This window comes from Streptomyces puniciscabiei, assembly GCF_006715785.1.
Taxonomy (GTDB): domain Bacteria; phylum Actinomycetota; class Actinomycetes; order Streptomycetales; family Streptomycetaceae; genus Streptomyces; species Streptomyces puniciscabiei.
Genome location: NZ_VFNX01000001.1, coordinates 4,477,142 through 4,496,328, shown reverse-complemented (window position 1 = coordinate 4,496,328; position 19,187 = coordinate 4,477,142). Strand labels below are relative to the sequence as shown.

The 19,187-nt window shown below is 71.0% G+C and carries 19 protein-coding genes; 6 read left to right on the top strand and 13 right to left on the bottom strand.

All coding sequences use genetic code 11. The features are described 5' to 3' along the window. Positions 1-53: 53 nt before the first annotated feature. Complete coding sequence (locus FB563_RS20855) at positions 54-1,508, top strand: prenyltransferase/squalene oxidase repeat-containing protein (protein ID WP_055705396.1); 1,455 nt, start codon at positions 54-56, stop codon at positions 1,506-1,508. Between the two features lie 8 nt (positions 1,509-1,516). Here FB563_RS20855 and FB563_RS20850 read toward each other — a convergent pair whose 3' ends face one another. Next, positions 1,517-2,038, bottom strand: coding sequence for an NUDIX hydrolase (locus FB563_RS20850; protein WP_055705395.1), 522 nt, complete (start codon positions 2,036-2,038; stop codon positions 1,517-1,519). Between the two features lie 213 nt (positions 2,039-2,251). Here FB563_RS20850 and amcB point away from each other — a divergent pair, with 213 nt between their 5' ends. From amcB to galE, 5 genes are all read left to right on the top strand, one after another. Next, complete coding sequence (amcB, locus tag FB563_RS20845; protein WP_055705394.1) at positions 2,252-3,403, top strand: cyclophane-forming radical SAM peptide maturase AmcB; 1,152 nt, start codon at positions 2,252-2,254, stop codon at positions 3,401-3,403. After that, positions 3,400-3,591, top strand: coding sequence for a multiple cyclophane-containing RiPP AmcA (gene amcA / locus FB563_RS20840; protein ID WP_055705393.1), 192 nt, complete (start codon positions 3,400-3,402; stop codon positions 3,589-3,591). Before amcB ends, amcA begins: the two co-directional genes overlap by 4 nt. 74 nt (positions 3,592-3,665) lie before the next feature. Further along, positions 3,666-4,352, top strand: coding sequence for a pentapeptide repeat-containing protein (locus FB563_RS20835; RefSeq protein WP_055705392.1), 687 nt, complete (start codon positions 3,666-3,668; stop codon positions 4,350-4,352). A gap of 29 nt (positions 4,353-4,381) precedes the next feature. Next, positions 4,382-5,107: a hypothetical protein gene (locus FB563_RS20830; protein ID WP_055705391.1), complete on the top strand. Its 726-nt coding sequence runs from the start codon at positions 4,382-4,384 to the stop codon at positions 5,105-5,107. 44 nt (positions 5,108-5,151) lie between these two features. Beyond that, complete coding sequence (gene galE, locus FB563_RS20825) at positions 5,152-6,363, top strand: UDP-glucose 4-epimerase GalE (protein WP_234357671.1); 1,212 nt, start codon at positions 5,152-5,154, stop codon at positions 6,361-6,363. A 130-nt stretch (positions 6,364-6,493) separates the two neighbouring features. On the opposite strand, the gene FB563_RS20820 is transcribed toward galE, so the two are convergent. The 12 genes from FB563_RS20820 to FB563_RS20765 all read right to left on the bottom strand — a co-directional run bounded on the left by FB563_RS20820 (position 6,494) and on the right by FB563_RS20765 (position 19,035). Then, a complete protein-coding gene (locus FB563_RS20820) occupies positions 6,494-7,294 on the bottom strand; it encodes a phosphoheptose isomerase family protein (protein WP_055705390.1) in 801 nt (266 codons plus the stop codon). A 140-nt stretch (positions 7,295-7,434) separates the two neighbouring features. Next, the gene (locus FB563_RS20815) at positions 7,435-8,232 is read right to left on the bottom strand and encodes a class I SAM-dependent methyltransferase (RefSeq protein WP_055705389.1); all 798 of its coding nucleotides are present in this window, start codon (positions 8,230-8,232) and stop codon (positions 7,435-7,437) included. Positions 8,233-8,270: 38 nt separating this feature from the next. Continuing rightward, entirely contained in the window at positions 8,271-9,140 is an 870-nt protein-coding gene (locus FB563_RS20810) for a phytanoyl-CoA dioxygenase family protein (protein ID WP_055705388.1), read from the bottom strand. Next, a complete protein-coding gene (locus tag FB563_RS20805) occupies positions 9,137-11,272 on the bottom strand; it encodes a phosphoketolase family protein (RefSeq protein WP_055705387.1) in 2,136 nt (711 codons plus the stop codon). Before FB563_RS20805 ends, FB563_RS20810 begins: the two co-directional genes overlap by 4 nt. Before the next feature lie 3 nt (positions 11,273-11,275). After that, complete coding sequence (locus FB563_RS20800) at positions 11,276-12,439, bottom strand: nucleotidyl cyclase domain-containing protein (protein ID WP_055705386.1); 1,164 nt, start codon at positions 12,437-12,439, stop codon at positions 11,276-11,278. Beyond that, on the bottom strand, positions 12,439-13,167 hold the full coding sequence (locus FB563_RS20795) for an HAD family hydrolase (protein ID WP_055705385.1): 729 nt from the start codon (positions 13,165-13,167) through the stop codon (positions 12,439-12,441). The genes FB563_RS20800 and FB563_RS20795 overlap by 1 nt, the downstream gene beginning before the upstream one ends. Continuing rightward, complete coding sequence (locus tag FB563_RS20790) at positions 13,164-14,357, bottom strand: enolase C-terminal domain-like protein (protein WP_055705384.1); 1,194 nt, start codon at positions 14,355-14,357, stop codon at positions 13,164-13,166. Before FB563_RS20790 ends, FB563_RS20795 begins: the two co-directional genes overlap by 4 nt. After that, positions 14,357-15,421 carry a hypothetical protein gene (locus FB563_RS20785; RefSeq protein ID WP_055705383.1) on the bottom strand — a complete coding sequence of 355 codons (1,065 nt, stop codon included), beginning with the start codon at positions 15,419-15,421 and terminating at the stop codon, positions 14,357-14,359. The genes FB563_RS20790 and FB563_RS20785 overlap by 1 nt, the downstream gene beginning before the upstream one ends. An 83-nt stretch (positions 15,422-15,504) precedes the next feature. Continuing rightward, positions 15,505-15,930: an ATP-binding protein gene (locus tag FB563_RS20780; protein WP_055705382.1), complete on the bottom strand. Its 426-nt coding sequence runs from the start codon at positions 15,928-15,930 to the stop codon at positions 15,505-15,507. A gap of 267 nt (positions 15,931-16,197) precedes the next feature. Further along, the gene (locus FB563_RS20775; RefSeq protein WP_055705381.1) at positions 16,198-17,439 is read right to left on the bottom strand and encodes a helix-turn-helix domain-containing protein; all 1,242 of its coding nucleotides are present in this window, start codon (positions 17,437-17,439) and stop codon (positions 16,198-16,200) included. Between the two features lie 85 nt (positions 17,440-17,524). Further along, positions 17,525-18,697, bottom strand: coding sequence for a helix-turn-helix domain-containing protein (locus FB563_RS20770; protein WP_234357669.1), 1,173 nt, complete (start codon positions 18,695-18,697; stop codon positions 17,525-17,527). A 119-nt stretch (positions 18,698-18,816) separates the two neighbouring features. After that, entirely contained in the window at positions 18,817-19,035 is a 219-nt protein-coding gene (locus FB563_RS20765; protein WP_055705379.1) for a hypothetical protein, read from the bottom strand. Positions 19,036-19,187: the final 152 nt, after the last annotated feature.

Below are 19,187 nucleotides of genomic sequence, written 5' to 3'. Positions count from 1 at the left end.
AGTTGGGTACGGTCCGACCGGCGGTCCGGGGCGTTTGGCGGCGGAGGCGAATCATGAAGAGTGCGCACTTGGGGCTCGCGGCGTTCGAGACCCGAGCTGGCGAGGCTGCCCGGACGCTGCTGCACAACCAGGGGTACGACGGCGGGTGGGGCCTCACCCTGACCTCGGTCTCGTCGATCGTCAACACCAGCGAGGTCCTGCCGATTCTGCGGGCCGCCGGCATCGCCGGACAGCCGGTTCGCCAGGGCCTCGACTTCCTCACCGGCGCCATCCCGGAGCACTCGCGGCCCCGGCCCAAAGGTGGTCGTGGTGAGCACACCCGGTTCATCGCCTTCGGCCTGGCCGGACTGTTGTCCCACCCTCGTTTCTTCCACCACAACCGCGTCGCAGAGTCCGCGGCCTGGTGCGTCGGCTGGCTGGAGGACCACCAGGTCGACCACGGCTGGCCCGAAGTCCTCGGACTCGACGACACGTCGCTGCACCAGACCGCCTTGGTGGTGCACCGGCTCGCCGAGCTCAGAGATGCCCTCCATGACTTCGGCCCTGGGCTCCTCTTACCCGGCGGGGTGGAGACAGGCAGCCTGCTGGAGCGCGTCGAACCGCTGATCGACCACGGAGTGCGCGGCCTGCTCTACCACCGGCGCCCCAGCGGGGCGTGGGGGTGGCGTACGTACGTCGACACCGATCCGAGCCCGAGCAAGACCGCGCTGTGCCTGCTCGCGTTGTCGACCGTCTGCTCCGGCACCGGGCCGGGTGGCGAGCCCGCCTATCGGGACGTCCTGCGGGAGGCGGGCGGGGTGCATGGCCCGGTGCAGCGGAAGCGGCTGTCCGACGTGGTTGTCGAGGCCGGCCAGTGGCTGCTGCACAACCATCACCGGTGGGAGGAGTTCGTCGAGGACGACAAGGACGTGCAGGGCACAGCCTGGGAGCACATGGCGTACGCGCTGTGCACCCAGGCCGCCATCCGGGCTGGCGCGAGCCCGCGCGATCCCCGCCTCGCCAAGGCGTGGAAGTTGATGAACGATCTGTGGGACCCGGAGGCGGGACTGTGGAACGAGCCGGGTGCCTCGGGTAAGCGCGCCACCATCAGGGCCGCGTACTACACGGTGTCGGCCTACGAGGAAGCGATGCAGCGTCTGGCCCGGATGAACCTTGCCGCCACCACCTCCGAGGACGCGAGCGAGGCGTCGGCCGAGATGGTCATCGTCCATGTCGCCCTCGCTCCTGGCCGGACCGTCCTCCTCGGGGCACGCGACAGCGAGGGAATCGTGGCGTGTGAGCTGTCGGAGCGCCTGTTCGACGTGGTGAAGGTCGTGTACGACGCCCCCGAGGCCGGAATGGCGACCGAGCGGATCGCGGCGAAGCTCTACGTCGCCCCGTCCTCGGTGCCCAAGTACGTTCAGCGCCTCAACCAGGCCGTCTCCACGTCCTTCGGCGGCGCCCCGGCCCGGCTACTGCTAGCCAGCACGGTGGACGGGGCCAGCGGGTATCGCCTCGCAGGGCGGTAGCCCGCCGACTACGACAGGGCGCGCTCCCCGGCCACCGGGTAGTTCAGCAGGGCGAACCGCGCCAGGGAACGGACCTGGTCGAAGGTCCTGAGGGTGCCGAGGTCCTCCAGACCGAACCAGGCGGCCCCGTGCACCTCTTCGAGCTGCGCCTCCACGGCCTGTTCCCGGCTGCCCGGCTGCCGCTGGACGTAGAAGAACTGGACCAGCGCCGGCGTCGGGAAGCCTTCGCGCTCGGTGTCCACATAGAACGGCACGGGTTCAGGAGTAGCGTTGTGGTCGGCCGGGTGGATGGCCGGCTGGCTGGAGATCGCCTCCACCAGCAGCCCCGTCTCCTCCTTGAACTCGCGCACCGCCGTGCCCGCGAAGGACTCCCCGGGCTCGATATGACCGCCCGGCGGAACCCATTTGTCGAAGCGGTTGTGGTGCACAAGCAGCACCTTGCCACGTTCGACGAGGTAGCCCGAGCAGCAGTACACCAGACCGATGTCGCGGGCGGTCTGGCCGTCGTGGATCAGAATCGAGCGAGGCACCCCGCCACGATAGCCCAAGGGAACCTCTCGAACTCCCGTGCAGGTGAAGCCACTTCAGGGAAGTGTCAGCGCCGCGCCGATGACATGTCATCGGCAATGACAGCGCGATGTCATCGCGTACACGTCATCGCGGGACGGATCGTGGTCGCATCCCGCTCCGCGGCACCCACCGCGGGCCGGCGTTGCCCTCTGTCCGTTGAGGAGAGGACCCCGATGCGCTCTCGCCCCTCCCTGTGGCGTGCCCGGTACCAGCAGCGGTTCGCGCCCCCGCAGACCGTGGTGGTGCAGCCCACGACCTGGTGCAATCTGGACTGCCGGTACTGCTACCTGCCGTTTCGTAAGCTCAAGCACCAGATGCCCCCGGAAGTGACCGAGGCCCTGGCGCAGGCGGTGGCCCAGTTCGGCGACAGCGGCCATCCGATCGGCATCGTCTGGCACGGCGGGGAGCCGCTCGCCGTGGGTCAGCAGAAGTTCGCCGCCCTGCTCTCGCCGTTCGAGGCCCTGCGGCGGGCGGGCCGAGTCCACCACTATGTGCAGACCAACGCGACGCTGATCACCGAGACGTGGTGCGACCTGCTGGCCGCGTACGACGTCCGCGTCGGAGTGAGTATCGACGGCCCGGCCGCCTTGAACGCCGAGCGCGTCGACCTGCGAGGCAAGCCCGCCTTCGACCGGATCCTGCGCGGAATCTCGCAGCTGCGCGAGCACGGCATCCCGTTCTCCGTCATCTCGGTGGTCGGCACCCTGGGCATCGCGATGCCGGAGGAGCTTCTGGAGTTCCTCACCTCTCTGGGTGGCCATTCGGTGGGCTTCAACATCGAGGAGATCGAAGGGGTCAACACCGACCGGCAGCCGCCCACCGCGGTCCAGGCCGAGGAGTTCTGGCGCCGCACCCTGACCTGGACCCGCGAGCACCCTGGTGCCCCGGCGGTCCGGGAAGTCGAGCGCCTCGCCGAGTACCTCCAGCTGATCCGTTCCGGCCAGAGAGCTGAGTGGGACGGGCGCCGCCTCGACCCGATCCCCACCATCTCCTGGAAGGGCGACGTGGTCCTGCTCTCCCCGGAACTCGCGGACACGGCGGCGCCCAAGTACGGCGACTTCGTGGCCGGCAACATCCTCGACCGCCCCCTGCCCGAGATCCTCCGTGATGCCCACCGGCTGCGCTACGTACGCGACTTTCTCACCGGCCTGGACCGCTGCCAGGCCGAATGCGAGTTCTTCGACTTCTGCCGCGGCGCCCAGGCCGCCAACCGCTACTTCGAGAACGGCGACCTTACGACCACCGAGACCAACTACTGCCGGGTCTCCCGGCAGGCCCTGGTCACGGCCCTGTCCACGCTCGCAACCAAGGAGGCTGTTGCATGAAGATCCTGGACCGACTCGCCACATCCGACACCCCCGTCGTGATGGAGTTGATAGCCGCGCACGACGTCCCGACCCCGGTGATCGTTGAAGCGACGTGGGACAACCGGCCCACGTGGGACAACTGGGCGAAGAACCCGGCTCCCTTCGACAACCGCCCGACCTGGGATAACTGGAACAAGAAGAAGTAGGTCGCGCCGCTGCTGGCACGCTCCGGGCGTGCCAGCAGCACCGGCGACCGAGCCACCGCGCTGAAAGGCTGTTGATGGACACCCGCACGATCCGCCGTACGAGCGTCACGCTTCCTGCCCTGAACGAGCCGGGCCTCTACCTCTCCAATGTCACCTCACTGGAGGGCGGCCGTGGCCGGGTGGCGGAGTTCCACTACGCCGACGCCGACCTGCGGGACCTCGACCTGGCCGACGCCCACCTGATGGACGGGCGGATCACCGGCCTCAAGGCCCAGCGCACCCGCCTGGAGAAGCTCCGCGTCGACTCCGTGGAGTTCACCGGATGCGACCTGTCCTCCCTGCAGTGGACCGACAGCAAGGTCTCCCGAGCCGTCTTCCGTGACTGCAAGCTCATGGGTGCCGCACTCGAAGACGTGACGCTCGACAACGTCCTGTTCGAGAACTGCAAGATCAACTACAGCACCCTCACCCGCGTTCGGGCCGCCGGCCCCGTGATCTTCGCCAAGTGTTCGCTGCGTGAGACCACCTTCGCCGCCGCTGACCTCGGCGCCGCCCTGATCGATGACTGCGATCTACGGCTGACCGAGTTCGACGGCGGGAAGTACCGCGGCCTGGACCTCCGGGGTAACGACCTCTCCCAGCTTCGCGGCCTGGCCTCGCTCAAGCAGGTCGTCATCGACCATGCCCAGACACTCCAGCTAGCCGAGGCCCTCGCCGCCGAGCTGGACGTCACCTTCGGTGAAGACCTCGACGACAAGTAGCCCCGCACCTGCCCTCGGGAGGCACGGCCATGGGCCCGCGACTCGTATTCGACACGTACGACGACATACGCGGCCGGTGCGACACCGCACCGGTCCGGCAGACCGGCAACGAGACCGGCTACGATCACGGCGCCATCGTCCCCTGCGACGACTGGGTGCCCCTCACCGCCGAGGAGGCCGAGCGGCACCAGGCCGACGACTCCACGCCGGACAACATCCGCATCGAGCTCGTACGCCGACCGCTGCCACCGCTCGACCCGGACGACCTGTCCGGCCGGCTCGAAACCGCCGCCCGCCTCGACCCCCTCAACGGCCGCTGGCCCACCACCCTCCTCGGGTGCGCGTCCAGCCCCGGAAACTGGACCACCACCACAGAGGACGCCACCACCGGCCGACGCATCGGCCTGCACGTCGACAACTTCGACCGGCTGCCGTACCCCAGACGCCACCAGGGCCGCCGCCGACTCTGCCTCAACCTCGGCCCCGGCCCGCGCTACCTCCTCATCGGCGACCACGACATCCAGCGGATCTGCCGCACGCTCCACACCACCCCGGAACGGCACCACCCCCACACCGAGGACATCCGCCGATACGTCGCCGAAGGACACCCGCTGCGCTGCCTGCGCATCCGCCTCGATCCGGGCGACGGCTACATAGCTCCGACCGAGTTCCTCGCTCACGACGGCTCGACCGCCGGAATCGACCAGCCCTCCGTCGCCGCCTTCTGGCTCGGCCAGCCACCGAACGCGTCATGACCGATCAGCCGCGAGACCGAGTACAAGGACCGGGAGACCCGAGCTTGGCCGCGAGGGCGCCACACCTCGCGCTCGACCCCGCCATCGCCTGGCCCACAGTCGGCATGTGGGTTCGATGGGAAGGCGAGCGTCTCGGCACTTCGGGCCCGGAGCCGCTCCCCACCCAGAGTGGCGGACCAGCCGCTGCCTCGCCTGATTTCTTCGCTAGCCTTGCTGCCGGTCGTCTACTGGGGCTGGAACGAGGCCGGGAGAGAAGCATCGTGGTGAAGGTCCTTATCGCCGGGGGTGCCGGTTACATCGGCAGCACGGTCGCCTCGGCCTGCCTGGACGCGGGCATCACCCCCGTGATCCTCGACAACCTCGTTCGGGGCCGCCGCGAGTTCACCGAGGGCCGCACGTTCTACGAGGGCGACATCGCGGACGGCGCGCTGGTCGACCGGATCTTCACGGAGCACCCGGACATCTCTGCCGTGGTGCACTGTGCGGCGCTGATCGTGGTGCCTGAGTCCGTCGCGGATCCGATCGGCTACTACGAGGCGAACGTGGCCAAGAGCCTGGCCTTCGTCCGCCACCTGCACCTCAACGGCTGCGACCGCATCATCTTCAGCAGCTCGGCCTCCATCTATCAGGCCGAGGACGGCTCGCCCGTCAACGAGGACTCGCCTCTGGCGCCGAAAAGCCCGTATGCGCGGACGAAGGCCGTGTGCGAGGCCATGTTCGCCGACATCGCCGTGGCCGGGCCACGCATGCTGTCGCTGCGGTACTTCAACCCCATCGGCGCCGACCCGAAGTTGCGTACCGGGCTCCAGCTCAAGCGGCCCAGTCATGCCCTGGGCGTGCTCATCCAGGCACATCAGGAAGGCCGTCCGTTCTCGATCACAGGTACGAACTACCCGACGCGCGACGGCAGCGGTATCCGGGACTATGTGCACGTCTGGGACCTCGCCGCGGCCCACATCGCGGCCATCGAGCGCTTCGACTCCATCCTCACGGGATCGAAGCGCTCGATCGCGATCAACCTGGGCACCGGCTCTGGCACCACGGTCCGGGAGTTGTGCGCCGCGTTCAACAACGTCGTCAGCACGCCTCTGGCCACCGTCGATGCCGAGCCGCGGCCCGGTGACGTGGCCGGCGGCTACACCAAGAGCGACCGGGCGGCCGAGTTGCTGGGGTGGACGCCGAAGCTGTCCCTGGAAGACGGCATCCGCTCCGCCCTTGACTGGATTCCGGTGCGCGACGAGCTGCTAAATGACTGAGTCGCCCTTCCCGTCCTCACTCCTCCCGGGTCCGAGCGACCGGGATGCGCGACAGGGCGGCGATCTCGCTGCGGGCAGGGCGGATGATCTCGGTGTGGATCTCGCGTGCGGACATGGTCGGTCCTTTCGCTCAGAGGGACGGGGTGTCGGAGAGTTCGCGGAGCGGCCCCAGGTCCCGGACCATGAGGTCGGCGGGCGACAGGGCGGCGGCCTGGTCCGCGGTGAGGGCAGCGCGGGTGGTCCGGCAGAGCAGATGGGCGACCGACTGCACCAGGGCCGCGAGGACGAAGCCGTCGACGCGCGGCAGCCGGAAGCCACGCGCCCCGGCGCCGGAGTGCCAGGGGCCGTCCCGGTGCAAGAGGAACGGCCGGGTGCCTGCCGCGGTGGCGGCGTTGACGGCCTCGCGGGTCGTCCTGCCGGCCGAGTCGTAGGCCAGGAGGAAGACCACGTCCTCGGGGTCGGCACCGCTGAGCTGGTGTCGGACGCAGTGGGCGGGGTCGGGGTGGTCATTGAGGATTGCGCTCATGTCGGCCAGCGACGGATCGCAGACGACGAGCGACGGCTGTACCCCGTCGACGCCGAGCGGCGCGTCCGCGACGGCCTCGGTCGCCTCCCGCAGGAAGGCCCCCAGCAGTTCGGTGTCCACCGCGGCCAGGGCGTACAGGTGCCGCTCTGCCCGGGCCGGCAGCGGCTCCGTGCCGCGGCCGAGCGCGGTGGCGGCGGCCAGGGTCAGCGCGGTCAGCATGGTGTCCTCGCTGATCTGCTGGTCCGTGGTTCCGGTCGCCCAGACCATGCCGCCGGCCGGCTCCATCTGGGTGCCATCGCGGCCCACCAGCGCCAGCACCGGCACGCGGTGTTCGGCGCAGAGCCGGGCGGCCTCAACGATGTTCGCCGACCGGCCGCTGACGCTGGCGACGACGACCAGTTCCACCCGGCCGATGCCCCTGGCGAGCGACCGCGCGAAGGCCGTGCGGTACTCGTCCCGCTGCGCGCAGCGCGAGAGTGTCTCAAGACGTCCCTACTGCCTGGCCGCGTAATGCGGTCGTGAACCAGGCAGCAACGCCCGGGTCGTCAGGGGCGGGTGGCGACGATGGCCTCGGTGCGTACGACTTCGTCGAAGAGGCCGTCGGGGTTGAACTCGGTGAGGGCCTGGCGCAGGTCGCGTTCGAAGGCGTCCTTATCGTCGCCGAGTTGGGCGGGGCTGGAGTAGCTGTAGGAGAACTGCAGGCCGATGACCTCGTCCAGGGTGCGGGTGACGGTGCGGTCCCAGCGGGCGGTTTCGACGTTGGAGAACGGGGAGCGGGCCAGCACGTCCTGGTGGCGTTCCCTGGGGTGGGAATAGGTTCCCGACCCGGCCCGTCGCTCGGGGCCGAGGTAGCGGGTGCGGACGTCGGCGATGACCTGGAGCCAAGGCGCGGGCTCCAGGTCGCCGGGGGCGCCGCCGGAGGCTAGGACGACGGCCCCGTTCGGCTCGACGAGCTGGTCGAGGTCGCGAAGGGTCTGGTCGCGGTCCATCCAATGGAAGGCGGCCCCCATCACGGTCAGCAGTACCGGTTCCAGTCCCATGCCGGGCAGGGTGGTGGAGTCGCCTTGGCGCCAGTCGATGTTGGTGATGTCTTGCTCGGCGGCGAGTTTGCGGCCCTCGTCGAGCATGCCGGGCTCGGGGTCGACGGCGGTGACGTGGCCGACGAGCTTGGCGAGGGGCAGGGCGAGCACGCCGGTGCCGGTGCCGAGGTCCAGGACGCGCTGTGTGCCGTCCAGGGCGAAGCGCGCGGCCAGCATGTCGTAGAAAGCCTGGTCGTAGCCGGGCCGGTAGCGGGCGTAGTAAGGGGCGGTGGAGGCGAACAGCTCGTCGGGCGTGTAGGTCATCTCGTCAGTCTTTCGCGTTCAGTTGGCCGTGTGCGGTGTCATCCCGAAGAACGAGCCGGGTCCGGGTTCAGGTGCTGCCACCAGGCGCGCAGGGGCGCTGCTCCGGCGCCTTCGTGAGCAACGGAGCCGTCCGGGTTGCGGTCGGGGCGGCCGAGCAGCTGCTGCTCGATGTCGGTCAGGTCCTTGCGATCCAGTAGCTGAGGGGCGGGGTCGTCGACGGGGGCGAGCCAGCGGTAGCCGTACTGCATCATCACTGCCAGCCGCGGGTGGCCGGAGGTGTTCAGGCCGCCCGCGTGCCAGGTGCGGTTCTCGAACAGGAACGCATCGCAGGGGCCTACGTCTGGGGTGATCGCGCCGGGCGGGTCGATGGCTCCGGCCGGGACGGTCACGGGGCCGGTGTCCGTGTGGCTGCCGGGGAGGACCATGGTGACGCCGGCGTCGGGGGCGAGGTCGCTGAGGAAGTAGGCGGCCTTGATCGACATGCGTGGGACAGCAGCGGTGCCGAGGTCGCGCGCGGCAGAGCTCATGTCGCGGTGCCAGCCGTGCCGCTCGGGGACGCGGATGGTGCGCGTGCCACCGGCCGGGATGGACGGCATGTAGATCAGGTTGCTGGACATCAGGTGCAGGTTCGCGCTCAGCAGCGCGACGAGGGTGGGCAGCACCTTCGGGTTGGTGACCAGCGGCAGGAAGGTGTCGTCCATGGCGACGATGCCGCGGAAGCCGTCCTTGCCGTCGACGCTGCGGTCCCGTCCGAGGGTGCGGTCGCTGGCCAGCAGCCGCATCGCCGCCGCCGCGGCCTGCTCGCGCCACTCGGGCGTGATCACATCGCGCAGCACGACGAAGCCGTCACGTTCGAAGGCGTCCAGGACCTTCGGGTCGGGCGGAAACGCCATATCGAGGGTCGTCATCCGCTGTGCTCCTTGATCATGAGGGCGGCTTGGGCGGAGAGGGCGGCTGCCGAGAGGCCGCAGTACTCCAGCAAGCCCTCGGGGGTGGTGGGGCGGCTGGGCTCCCGGTAGCCAACGACGTGGAACCGGCTGGTCTCGCCGCGGGCGGCCAGCAGCGCGCGGACGGGAGCGGGGTGGGTGGAAACGGCCATCAGAACGGGGGTGTCGGTGCCGAACAGACGGGTGAAGGTCCTCTCATCCAGAGCGTAGGGCCAGTTCGGGGCCGGACCGAGGACCGCGAGATCGTTGACATGCAGATAGCGGATCTTGATCTCGGGATGCGACCGGCGCAGCCGCGTGGCGGCGACGGACAGCTCGCGGGCCGGGATGTCCCCGGCCGAGGCGAGGACGAGGTGCGGGCGGCCGTGGTGGCTCAGGTGGGGCCAGATGGCGGCGCCGTCGGTGAGCTCGTCGCGGAACGGGTCTGGCGGGAAGGCGGGGCCGGGGTGCTTGTCGGTGATCAGGAAGTTGACGCGGTCGTGCCCGGCCAGCATCGCCGCGAGGACGGCGGCGGCCCGCGTAGCGTCCGCCGGGGTGTAGACGTGCACGAATCCGTCCTCGGTCTCCAGCATTGAGGAGACGAGGCCGGGATTTTGGTGGGTGTAGGTGTTGCGCCAGCCCAGCGAGGTGATCAGGTAGTTGACCGAGGGCAGTCCGCCCTGGCCGGTGAGGTAGCGCAGGCGCCGGTGCTTGAGGTGCTGGATGAGCAGGCTGGTGTTGACCGGGGCGAAGGCTTCGTAGGTGGCCAGCAGCGCGTCCCGGCCGGTCTCGGTGTAGCCCTGCAGCCAGCCGTGGCAGATCTCCTCGTTCAGGATCTCGGTCGCCCAGGGCGGCAGCGCATCGTCCGTCGTCACCGCCAGCCGGTTGGAGGCGATCTCGTCCGGGCTGAACAGGCGAAACGCCCCGCTGGCCGCGCGTTCGCGGACGACCGCGGACACGTCGGGCCAGGACTGGAGCCGCCGGGAGGCGAGCGGGGCCGACGGCCGTGCTGTCCCCGGTTCGGTGGTGGGACCGGGCAGGGCCTGGCGCACCAGGTCGGTCGGTCGTCCTTGGGTGGTGAACAGCTCGGCGGGCCGGTAGGAGGCGAGCCAGGCCGCCAGCGCGGCGAACTCCGCGTCGTTGTGGCGGGGGCTTTTCAGTGGGGTCTTGTGGACGGCCGGGGTGCCCGCGATCTGCCGGTCGGCCACCCGTTCTGGCCCGGTGTGGCCCTTGGGCAGGGTCAGCACGATCACCGGCTGCCGGGCGGGCTCGCCGAGCGGCCTCAGCCGGGTGAGGGCGTCGGCCAGCACCTGGCGGAAGCCGGGCAGGTCGGCGCCGTCGTGGATCAGCGGCTCGTAGCCGAGGCCGGTGAAATACGCGCGTACCTCGTCCTGGTTCATGCCGGCCAGCAGGGAGGGGCCGCCCATCTTCAGCCCGTTGGCCAGCACCACCGGCAGCACCGCCCCGTGCTCTCCGTGCAGGGCTCGGCGGGCGAGCCAAGCCGCCGCAGTCGCCCCGGTCTCCAGCTCGCCGTCCCCGATCAGCGGGACGACCAGACGGTGCGGGGCGTCCAGCACCATGCCCTGGGCGATGGCGAGGGCGGGGCCGAGCTGTCCGCCGGTGTGCCGGACACCGGGAATGAGCGGGGTGATCTCCCCGCCGAACCGCTCCGCGTGCGGGAAGCCGGTGATCAGGGCACGCAGTTCGGGCATCGAGCAGCCCGGCCCGTTCCCGGTCAGGTGCAGGCTGCCGCCCAGGTAGGCATGGGCGAGCGCCGAGGGCCCGGCGTGCCCGGCGCCGTGCAGCACCAGCAGTTCGGACCCGGCGGGCCGCCAGGCGGTCAGCGGCCCGAGGTGGGCGAGCATGTAGTTGACCGGCGGGCAGACTCCCCAGTGCCCGCGGGGAGTCTCCTTGACGTCCGCGGGCCGGAGCGGGCGGGCGAGGCGGGCGTTGTCCGTGAGGTAGAGCTGGGCGGCGGACAGGTGGTTCAACGCCCGCCAGAAGGCGTCGATGGCCTGGTCGGGCACGGCCTCGGCAGCCTGCCGTGCCGCGTAGCTCCAGTCGGGGAAGCCGGGCGGGGCCGGGTCGGCGACGCGTTCGGTGGTCAGGGCCATGGGTCAGCTCCGGGTGCGGGTGGCGACGGCGTCGATGACGGCGGTAATGCGGGCAGTGCGGATGTCGGCACTGGCGGATTCGATGATCAGGTGGAGCATCTGGGCCTGCTCGTGGGCAGGCAGTACCGACCAGTCCAGTTGGGCCTTCTCCAGGGCGGCGGCCAGGTCGTCGGGGACGCCGCGGGCGGACTTCTCGCGGACGGGCTGGAGAGTGAGCGGGATACCTGGTCCCTCGATCGTGTCGGTCGCGGCGGTTTCGTGGGGGACGGCGGCCTGACCGTGCAGGGAGACGGCGACGGCGGTGCGGGCCGTGCCGTCGGTGAAGGTCACCCGCAGCCGTTTGCCGCGCAGCCCGGCCGGTCCGGCGCAGGGCAGAAGCAGCATGCCGCGTGTTCCGGTGCCGGCCGGGCAGGCGAGCACGTGCAGCGTCTCGCCACCGGTGGGCAGCGGCAGCAGAGTGCGGTGGTCCTGGGCCGTGGTGGTGTGGGCGGCCAGCGGGGGCTGGGTGATGGCGATGATGCCGCCTTCACCGCCGGTGGCACGGCGGGTGGCCTTGTGCGTGAACAGGCAGCGGTCCACCGCGGCCAACAGCTGGTCGGTGAAGTGGTGCTTCCAGCCGCCGGCGCCGCGGTCGGCCGGGAGGTGCTCGGCAGAGGCGAAGGCCAGCGCGAAGGAGACGCGTACCGGCAACTCGTCGGCGAGCCGGTCCCGCAGTTGAGTCACGGCCCGGTGGAAGCCGTTCGCGTCGTCCAGGGCTGCGGCGATGATGACCTCGTCCCCGCCGAAGGTGGCCGCGCATCCCGCATTCCAGGGCTGGGTGTGGAACCAGGTGCGGGTGACGGCGCCGAGGCGGGCCATCACCTTGTTCCCGGCCAGGTGTCCGTAGCAGCCGGGGTCGGTGGCGTTGGCCTGCTCGACGTGGCCCTTGAGCCCGTCGACGTCGCCGATCGCCAGCCCCACCAATCCCCCGCTGGTCAGGGCGGACGCCAGCGCGCGGGGGATGTGGCTGTGGAAGTCGGGGAAGGCGACCAGGCCGGTCACCGCGTCCTCGCGGCTGCCGGCGCACCAGTCACGCAGCGGCAACTGCGCGGGGTCGAACAGAGGCACCGAGCTGACGAGCGGATCGTGGGCTGGCGCCTTCGGGCAGTGCTTGCCGGTCGGGTCCATCAGCGGGAAGCCTCCGAGGTCGTCGCCGGGGCCGGTGCGGGCCCGGCGGGCAGCAGCAGGGGAAGGGTGGTGAGTGTGTGGAGGCGAACGGTGCGGGCGGATGTCATCAGCGGGCCGCCGGCCAAGCGGCGGTCCAGCCAGGCGGTGTGCCAGCCGGCCGCAGCGGCTCCGGCGACATCCGCCCGGGGCGAGTCCCCGACGTGCAGGAGACGGTCCGGGCCGAGCCCGGAGGCGTGTTCGACGGCCGCGAAGGCTTCGCGTTCGGGCTTGACCGCGCCGGTCTCGGCCGAATAGATCACCCGATCCAGCAAGTTCCTGAATGCCTGCGGCGGCTCGACCGGGATGGAGGATCCGAGGCTGTTGGTCAGGGCGAACAGTGCGAAGCCCCGCTCGCGCAGCAAGTTCAGTGCCGCTTGGGCATCCGGGAACAGCTCCGGCTCGGCGGCCCGTTGCCGGGCCCGCTCCAGCACGTGGGTGAGCGGGCCGACCAGGGCAGGATGGCGGAAGGCTGCCGCCAGGTCGCGGGCGAGGTCCTCGGGAGTGATCCGGCGGCGTTTCGCTCCCTGTTCCATCACCGCGCGGGCCTCTTCCAGCGAGATGCCCAGCAACTGGGCGACCTGCCCGGTGGTCGGCTCGGCCTCGGGACGTACCAGAGTGCCGCCCAGGTCGAAGCAGATGCCACGTACCCCCTCCCAGAGGGTGCGGCGCAACCGCTGCTGGGCGGTCACGAGCCCGTCACCTCCAGCACTGCCGCTTTCTCAGGCAGCGTGGGGGCCTCGGCAAGGCCCGGGACGGTGCGGACGGGCAGCATCCCCTCCTCGACGTGGACGGGGGTGAGGTAGATCTGCTGCCGCAGCGGCTCCAGGGTCAGGTGCCACTCGATAGCTGGGATCTTGTCGCGGCAGCAGGCTCCGGCCAGGGCGAGGGCGGCGGGCAGCCGGTCGCCGTGCGGGAAGGTCGCCATGCCCAGGTCCGCGGCGAGCTCGGTGGTGTGCAGCGAGCGGGCCAGCCCGCCCGACCAGCCCGGATCGACCTGCCAGACATCCACCGCCTCGCCGGTCAGCAGCCGGGTCTGCTCCAACTCGTCGACGGCGTGTTCGCCCGCTGCCAGGGGAACTCCGGTTCCGGCCGCCCGCAGCCGGTGCCAGCCGAAGGAGCCGGGCGGCAGGAGTTCCTCGGCGAAGGTGACCTGCAGATCGGCCAGGACGGGCAGCAGCTGCATCGCCTCGTCCAGACGGCACCGGCCCAGGGCGTCGATCATGAACCGGCCCTCGCCCGCCGCTTCCCGTAACCGCCCGAGCGTCTGCGCGACCGCCCTCGGTCCGGCCAGGATCAGCGGTTTGGGCAGCGGCCACTTCTGCCCCCAGAATCCCGCCGCGGTGATCCAGGCCGCCGCCTCCGGGGCCGAGGCGTGGGACGGGTCGAGGCCCAGTGCCGAGGCGTAGGCGGGGACCTTGGGCCGGACGGTGCCGCCCAGCAGACCGGTCACGCTCAGCCCGGTGGCACGAGAGGCCAGGTCCCAGCAGGCCAGTTCGACCGCGGAGGCGGCCTGCCGGGCGTGTGCGCCGTTGCGGTGCCGCCCGGTCTTCTTGCGGTAGGCCAGGCGGCGGGGTGCGGCGGCATCGTGCCCGATCAGCCCAGCGGCCAGATCGTCGGCGATGATCTGCGCGACCGTCTCGGCGACCGGGGCATGCCAGCCGGAGACTCCGTCGCCGACCAGCTCGATGGCGAACCGGGTGCGGTGCTCGGCCCAGGCCGGGCCCGCCGGTGGCTCACCTGCCGCGGCGGCAACCGGCTCGGGCAGGTCGGACGGCAGCCCGGCGGGCTGCGGGGGCAGCTGCCAGGCGCGGACGGCGCGGACCACGGTCTTCGTGGCCACCCCGGCTTGGGCGGGTGCGCGAACCGTGAGGGGCGTCATCAGATCTTCGCCCCCGTCAGTTCCTCCCCGGCGAAGGTGAAGCACCACGGACTGCGGTAGTTCTGCCACCACTGCGGACGCAAGCCCGTCGGCGCGAAGAGCTCCTCCAGATGCCGGCGCATGGTCAGGTGCCATTCGATCGTGTCCGAGCCCGGCGTGCGGTAGACGTCCATGAACGCGTTGTGGGCCTGGTAGGTCTGGAACCGGGGGAAGGCGGTGGTGACCGGCACGAAGCCCTTCAGGTGCTCGATCGCGTCCTCGATCGGGTCCAGGCCGACGATGTAGGTGAAGTCGGTGGTGATGCCCCGCTGCTTCGCCCGTCCCAGAGCGGCGGTCATCTCGGCAGGGGTGAGCTTGGCCTTGGACTCCTTGAGGATCTGCCGCCGCTCGGTGAAGCACTCGGCGGTCAGCGTCAGGTGGAACGGGCCCAGACCGGCGGCGGCATCCATGCCCTCATCGCTGCTCAGCACCGAGGACAGGAAGTGCAGGGTGCCGGTGCAGCCGTTCTGGCCCATCGCCGCGCGGACCTCGGCGAGATGGTCCAGCGCGAGGTGCTCGTAGAGGAAACAGCTGGTGCAGACCGTCACCGTCTCCACCGCCGACAGGTCCTCCATGCCGGAGTTCGCCGCGAGAGCGCCGAGGTAGCCGGGCAGGTCCAGGGCCTTGATCTTCGGGTCGGAGGCGTCTTCGAGGGTGTTGGGGCAGAAAACGCAACCGGTGCACTGGCTGCGGGCGTTGGAGTTGAGGGTGAGCATCTTCGTGCCGTTGCGCCAGTAGCCCAGCACCGCGTCGTCGTCCTCGATGCCGTCGACCTCGCCGACCTTCTCGCCGTTCAACCGCAGCTCGTACTCGTCCAGCTCGAACGGGGAGTCCTCACGGCCCAGCGAGAGGATCAGGAACAGCGGGGTGTCGGGGCGGGAGTCCAGCCGCAGCCGGAAGCGCATGCGCGGCTTGGTCAGCTGGGACCGGGCGCCGGAGGCGTTCAGCGCGATCAGCAGCACGTCCTCGGGGTTGACGTTCCACTCGCGGGCCACCTGGTCAAGGTGGCGGACCGATTCGAGCATCAGCTGTCCTCTTTCTCGTGGTGGGAGGTGCAGGTCGTCGACGGCGCTGTAGCCGCCGCCTGATGCGGGTGCCGTGGGATGGATCAGGCCGCAACGGGAGCCAGGGGAAGACGGATGACGATCCGCTTGCCGCCCGTGGCGGTCTCCAGGAGGACCTCGGCTCTGCCGTGGACTTCCCGCACCAGGGCGTCGACCAGGAACAGGCCGCGGCCACCGAGGTCGTGGGCGGCGGGCAGCGGCTTCGGCTTGAGCGGGTGGGCATCCGCGACCACCAGCACCAGCGCGGCCTGCTCCTCGACAGCGAGGGTGACCGCGGCCGTGGGCGAGAGCACGGCCGCGTGCCGCACCACGTTCGTCACCAGCTCGCTGACGATCAGGCAGGCGGTGCTCACGACCTCCTCGGACATGCCCCAGCCGGCAAGGACCTTGGCCGTCTCACGGCGGGCCAGCGGGACGTACTCGGCCTCGGAGATCACCTGGAAGTCGTGGCGCATCACAGTGCTGGACATCGCGGGTCTCACCCTCTCTCCGAGCGGCAGCCGCCCGGATCGTGACCGAAGGTAAGTGCCCCAGCCCGCAGTGGTGTTCACGACGGTGAACCCACCATCCCGAGCCCCGGTCAGGGTCGGCCGACCGGGAACGTCGGCTCGGGTGCGGGAGTTGTGTACACACCAACGTGCTCAACCGCGTACGGCATCCGCGCAGAAGTCACGTACCGCCCGTCCCCAGCCGCGTACGGACTTAAGTGCCCAGCAGGATCAGAGAGACGCCGCTGGTCAGAGGGGCAAGCCGATACGGTGGGCCAGGCCCCGCAGGTCCCGCGCTGCGTGGGCGGGCAGCTGCCGGTCGGTGAGGAACTCGACGGTGTTCCGCACCAGTGCGTTGGCGTGGATGCGCTGCGGGGCGATCTCCTCGGCGGTCAGCAGGGCCGCGACCGCCTGGGCCTCCCGGCCTCGCAGATGGGCCAGCGACCGGCCCAGGTCGGCGTGGAAGGCGGCCTGCCGTCCCGGAGCGTCCGCCAGCGTCTCGGGATGGACTCCGTTCCCGGCGGTGACCGCCACTCCGTGCAGACCGAGGTCGGTGTTCAGGCTCACCTTGTGGATGCCGACGTTGGTGGGGCCGAAGTTCAGGTGCCAGGCCCGCGTCTCGCCGGTGCGGTCGGCCAGCTTGGCGGCTTCCGCCAGATGGCCGCGGACATCCTCAGCGCGGGTGTTTCCGGGCCGCTGCCGGTCCTGGGTCAACGAGGTGGCGGAGATCAGGTGGAGTTCACCGAGCAGCGCATGGGCATCGAGGCTCGTCAGGTGCGCTTCGAGGGTATTGGCGGCGGCGGTGGCCTGCGCCAGGGCTTGCGTGGGGCTGCCGGCCGCCATCAGCACATGGGTGTGGAAGAAGCCGGACAGGGCGGAGTAGACCGGGTCGTCCAACTCCGCGATCGCCTCGGCGGCACGGGTCACCGCGATGAACGCCAAGTCGGTGTAGCCGAGGTTCTTCAGCAGCAGGGTGCAGGCGGGGTGGTAGGCGTCCGCCAGCAGTTTCAGCAGCGCGCGGCGGGCGGCGCCGTCGGCGGCCTCGGCGGCTGCGTGCAGGTCGGCCAGCAGCGTCGGCAGCCCAGCGGCGAGGGTGCCGTATTCGGCCCCGTGGTAGAGCCGGTTGGCCTTCACCACCCGTTCGGTCAGCACCGCCGCCGGAACCTCCGGTGGGCGGCGGTCCGGTGGGGTGGCCATGGTCAGGCCCATCAGCGTCAACCGCAGGGCGGGGATCGCCTCGTGAGCCGCGCTGGTGTGCGGGTCCACCGGGGCGAAGGGCTGGCCCGTCAGCTCGGCCGGGGCGATCTGCAATGCCTCGGCGAAGGAGGCGATGAGGCTGGAGCGGTCCAGCAGCCGCTGACCGTTCTCCACCATCGACAGGTAGCCGACCGACACCCCGGCCAGGCCCGCGAGGTTGCGCAGACTCATCCCGCGCTGGCGGCGGGCCGACCGCAGACGCTCGCCGATCCTAACGGCCTGCTCTTCGTTCATCGCCCTCGCCTCAACTTCCGAGCCCCAGCCGTAGAGTAGGGCGAGCCCGCCGCCCCCAGGGGTCTTTCCCGCCAGGCGGGCGGCATCACCACAGCCCGGCCCGCTCGGCCAGATCCCGCACCGCCGTGGTGTGAGCGGTGGTGCGGCCGATGAGCGCGGCGACCAGGTCGCGAGCGAACGGGTCCAGCCGCAGCCGCAGCGGTGCCGTCGCGTCTGCCTCGACCAGCTGGGCGACAGCCTCGTCGGCGCGGTCTTGGCGGGCCTCGGCCGCCGCGGCGACCACCAGCAGACCCGAGCGGTCGGCGCCGTCGAGCGCGGCATGATCCGCCGCGCGTACGTGGTCGGCGGCCTCGGCCGAGTCGCCCACCTCGGCGGCGACGGCGGCACGGGACGCGATCACCAGGGCCGACTCCCGTGCGCCGTCGGCCCGTTCAGCGGCCGTGGCAAGGAGTCGTTCGGCCTCCGGACGGCGACCGGCCATGGCCTGGGCGACGGCGGCCAGCGCCGACAGCTCCCAGTCCGCGCCGGCCTCCTCGGCGCGGTCGGCGCGGGCCAGCGCGTACTCCGGCAAGCCCAGGTCGATCAGCAGCCGCACCTCCTCGACCAGCACCGGCAGCGGCTCGCGCGTGCCGGGACGAGCCCTGTGCAGCAGCATCCACGCCAGGTCCTTGTAGCCCAGTCGTCGCAGCAGCCCGGCGGCCAGCACATGCGCGTCCACGCGCAGCCGCACCGCCTCGTCCCGCCCAGGCCCCGTAGCGGCGGCCATCGCGCGGTCGGCCGTCTCGATCAACTCCGGCAATGCGAGCGCGAGATGGTGCTCATCGCCCGCCGCATCGGCCCGTGCGGCAGCCCGGATTCGATCCGCAAGCGCCTCCAGCAGCACGCCGGGGGCCGTATCCGGTTGTCGGCGGACCATGCGGCGCCGCAGGTGGAAGGCGACCGCCCGCACCGCCGCGTGCTCCTCCCCACGCGGCGGGTAGGGTTGCCCGGTCAGGTCCGCGACATCAAGCCGCAAGGCGGCGGCTAGCGCCGCCAGCCGACCGCGGCGGTCCACCCACTCCCGCCCCGTCTCCAGCCCGGCGAGGTACTCGAGCTCCAGGCCGGTGCGGGAGGCAAGGTCATCCCGGGTCAGTTCCCGGCGGCGGCGCCAGGCGGCCAGGCGGGCCCCAATCGGGCCGCTGGCGGCCGTCTCGTCCAGCTCGCGCATCACCAGATAGCTCGCATACCCACTCGCCCGGACCGTGCTCTGCCAGGACAAAGTCCATGCACCCCGTTCGGGGGAGGATCGTGTTCCCCCTGGCAGGACGCATATGCCTGGCGCGCGACACATTAGTCACACTGCTAAAGGCCGCGCGAACTGGCAGGTGACACGCCCGGTCAGGGCGAAGGAGGGCTCGGGGACGGCAAGACCGCGACGTTGTCCCCGGACTGCCGCAGCCGTTCGAGGAGACGGGCGTTCTGGGTCTCCAGCTCGGCGTTGCGCAAGGCCAGGACCTGGATCTGGTCGGCGTAGGTGGCCACAGTGCCCTTGAGTTCGCGGATCTCGGCGGCGTGCTCGCTGCGAAGCTCACGCTCCGCCTTCTTCAGCCGGGACACCTCCGCCCGAAGCTCCTCCGGTTCCGGGCGGCGGGTCCGCGGCGCCGCGTCGGCTCTCGCAGCGGCCCGGCCGACCGCTGGCCCCCTGTACGGCCTCACCGAAGGACTAGCCTGCCTTCTGCGACAACGAGGCGGACGTCCGCAGGCACTGG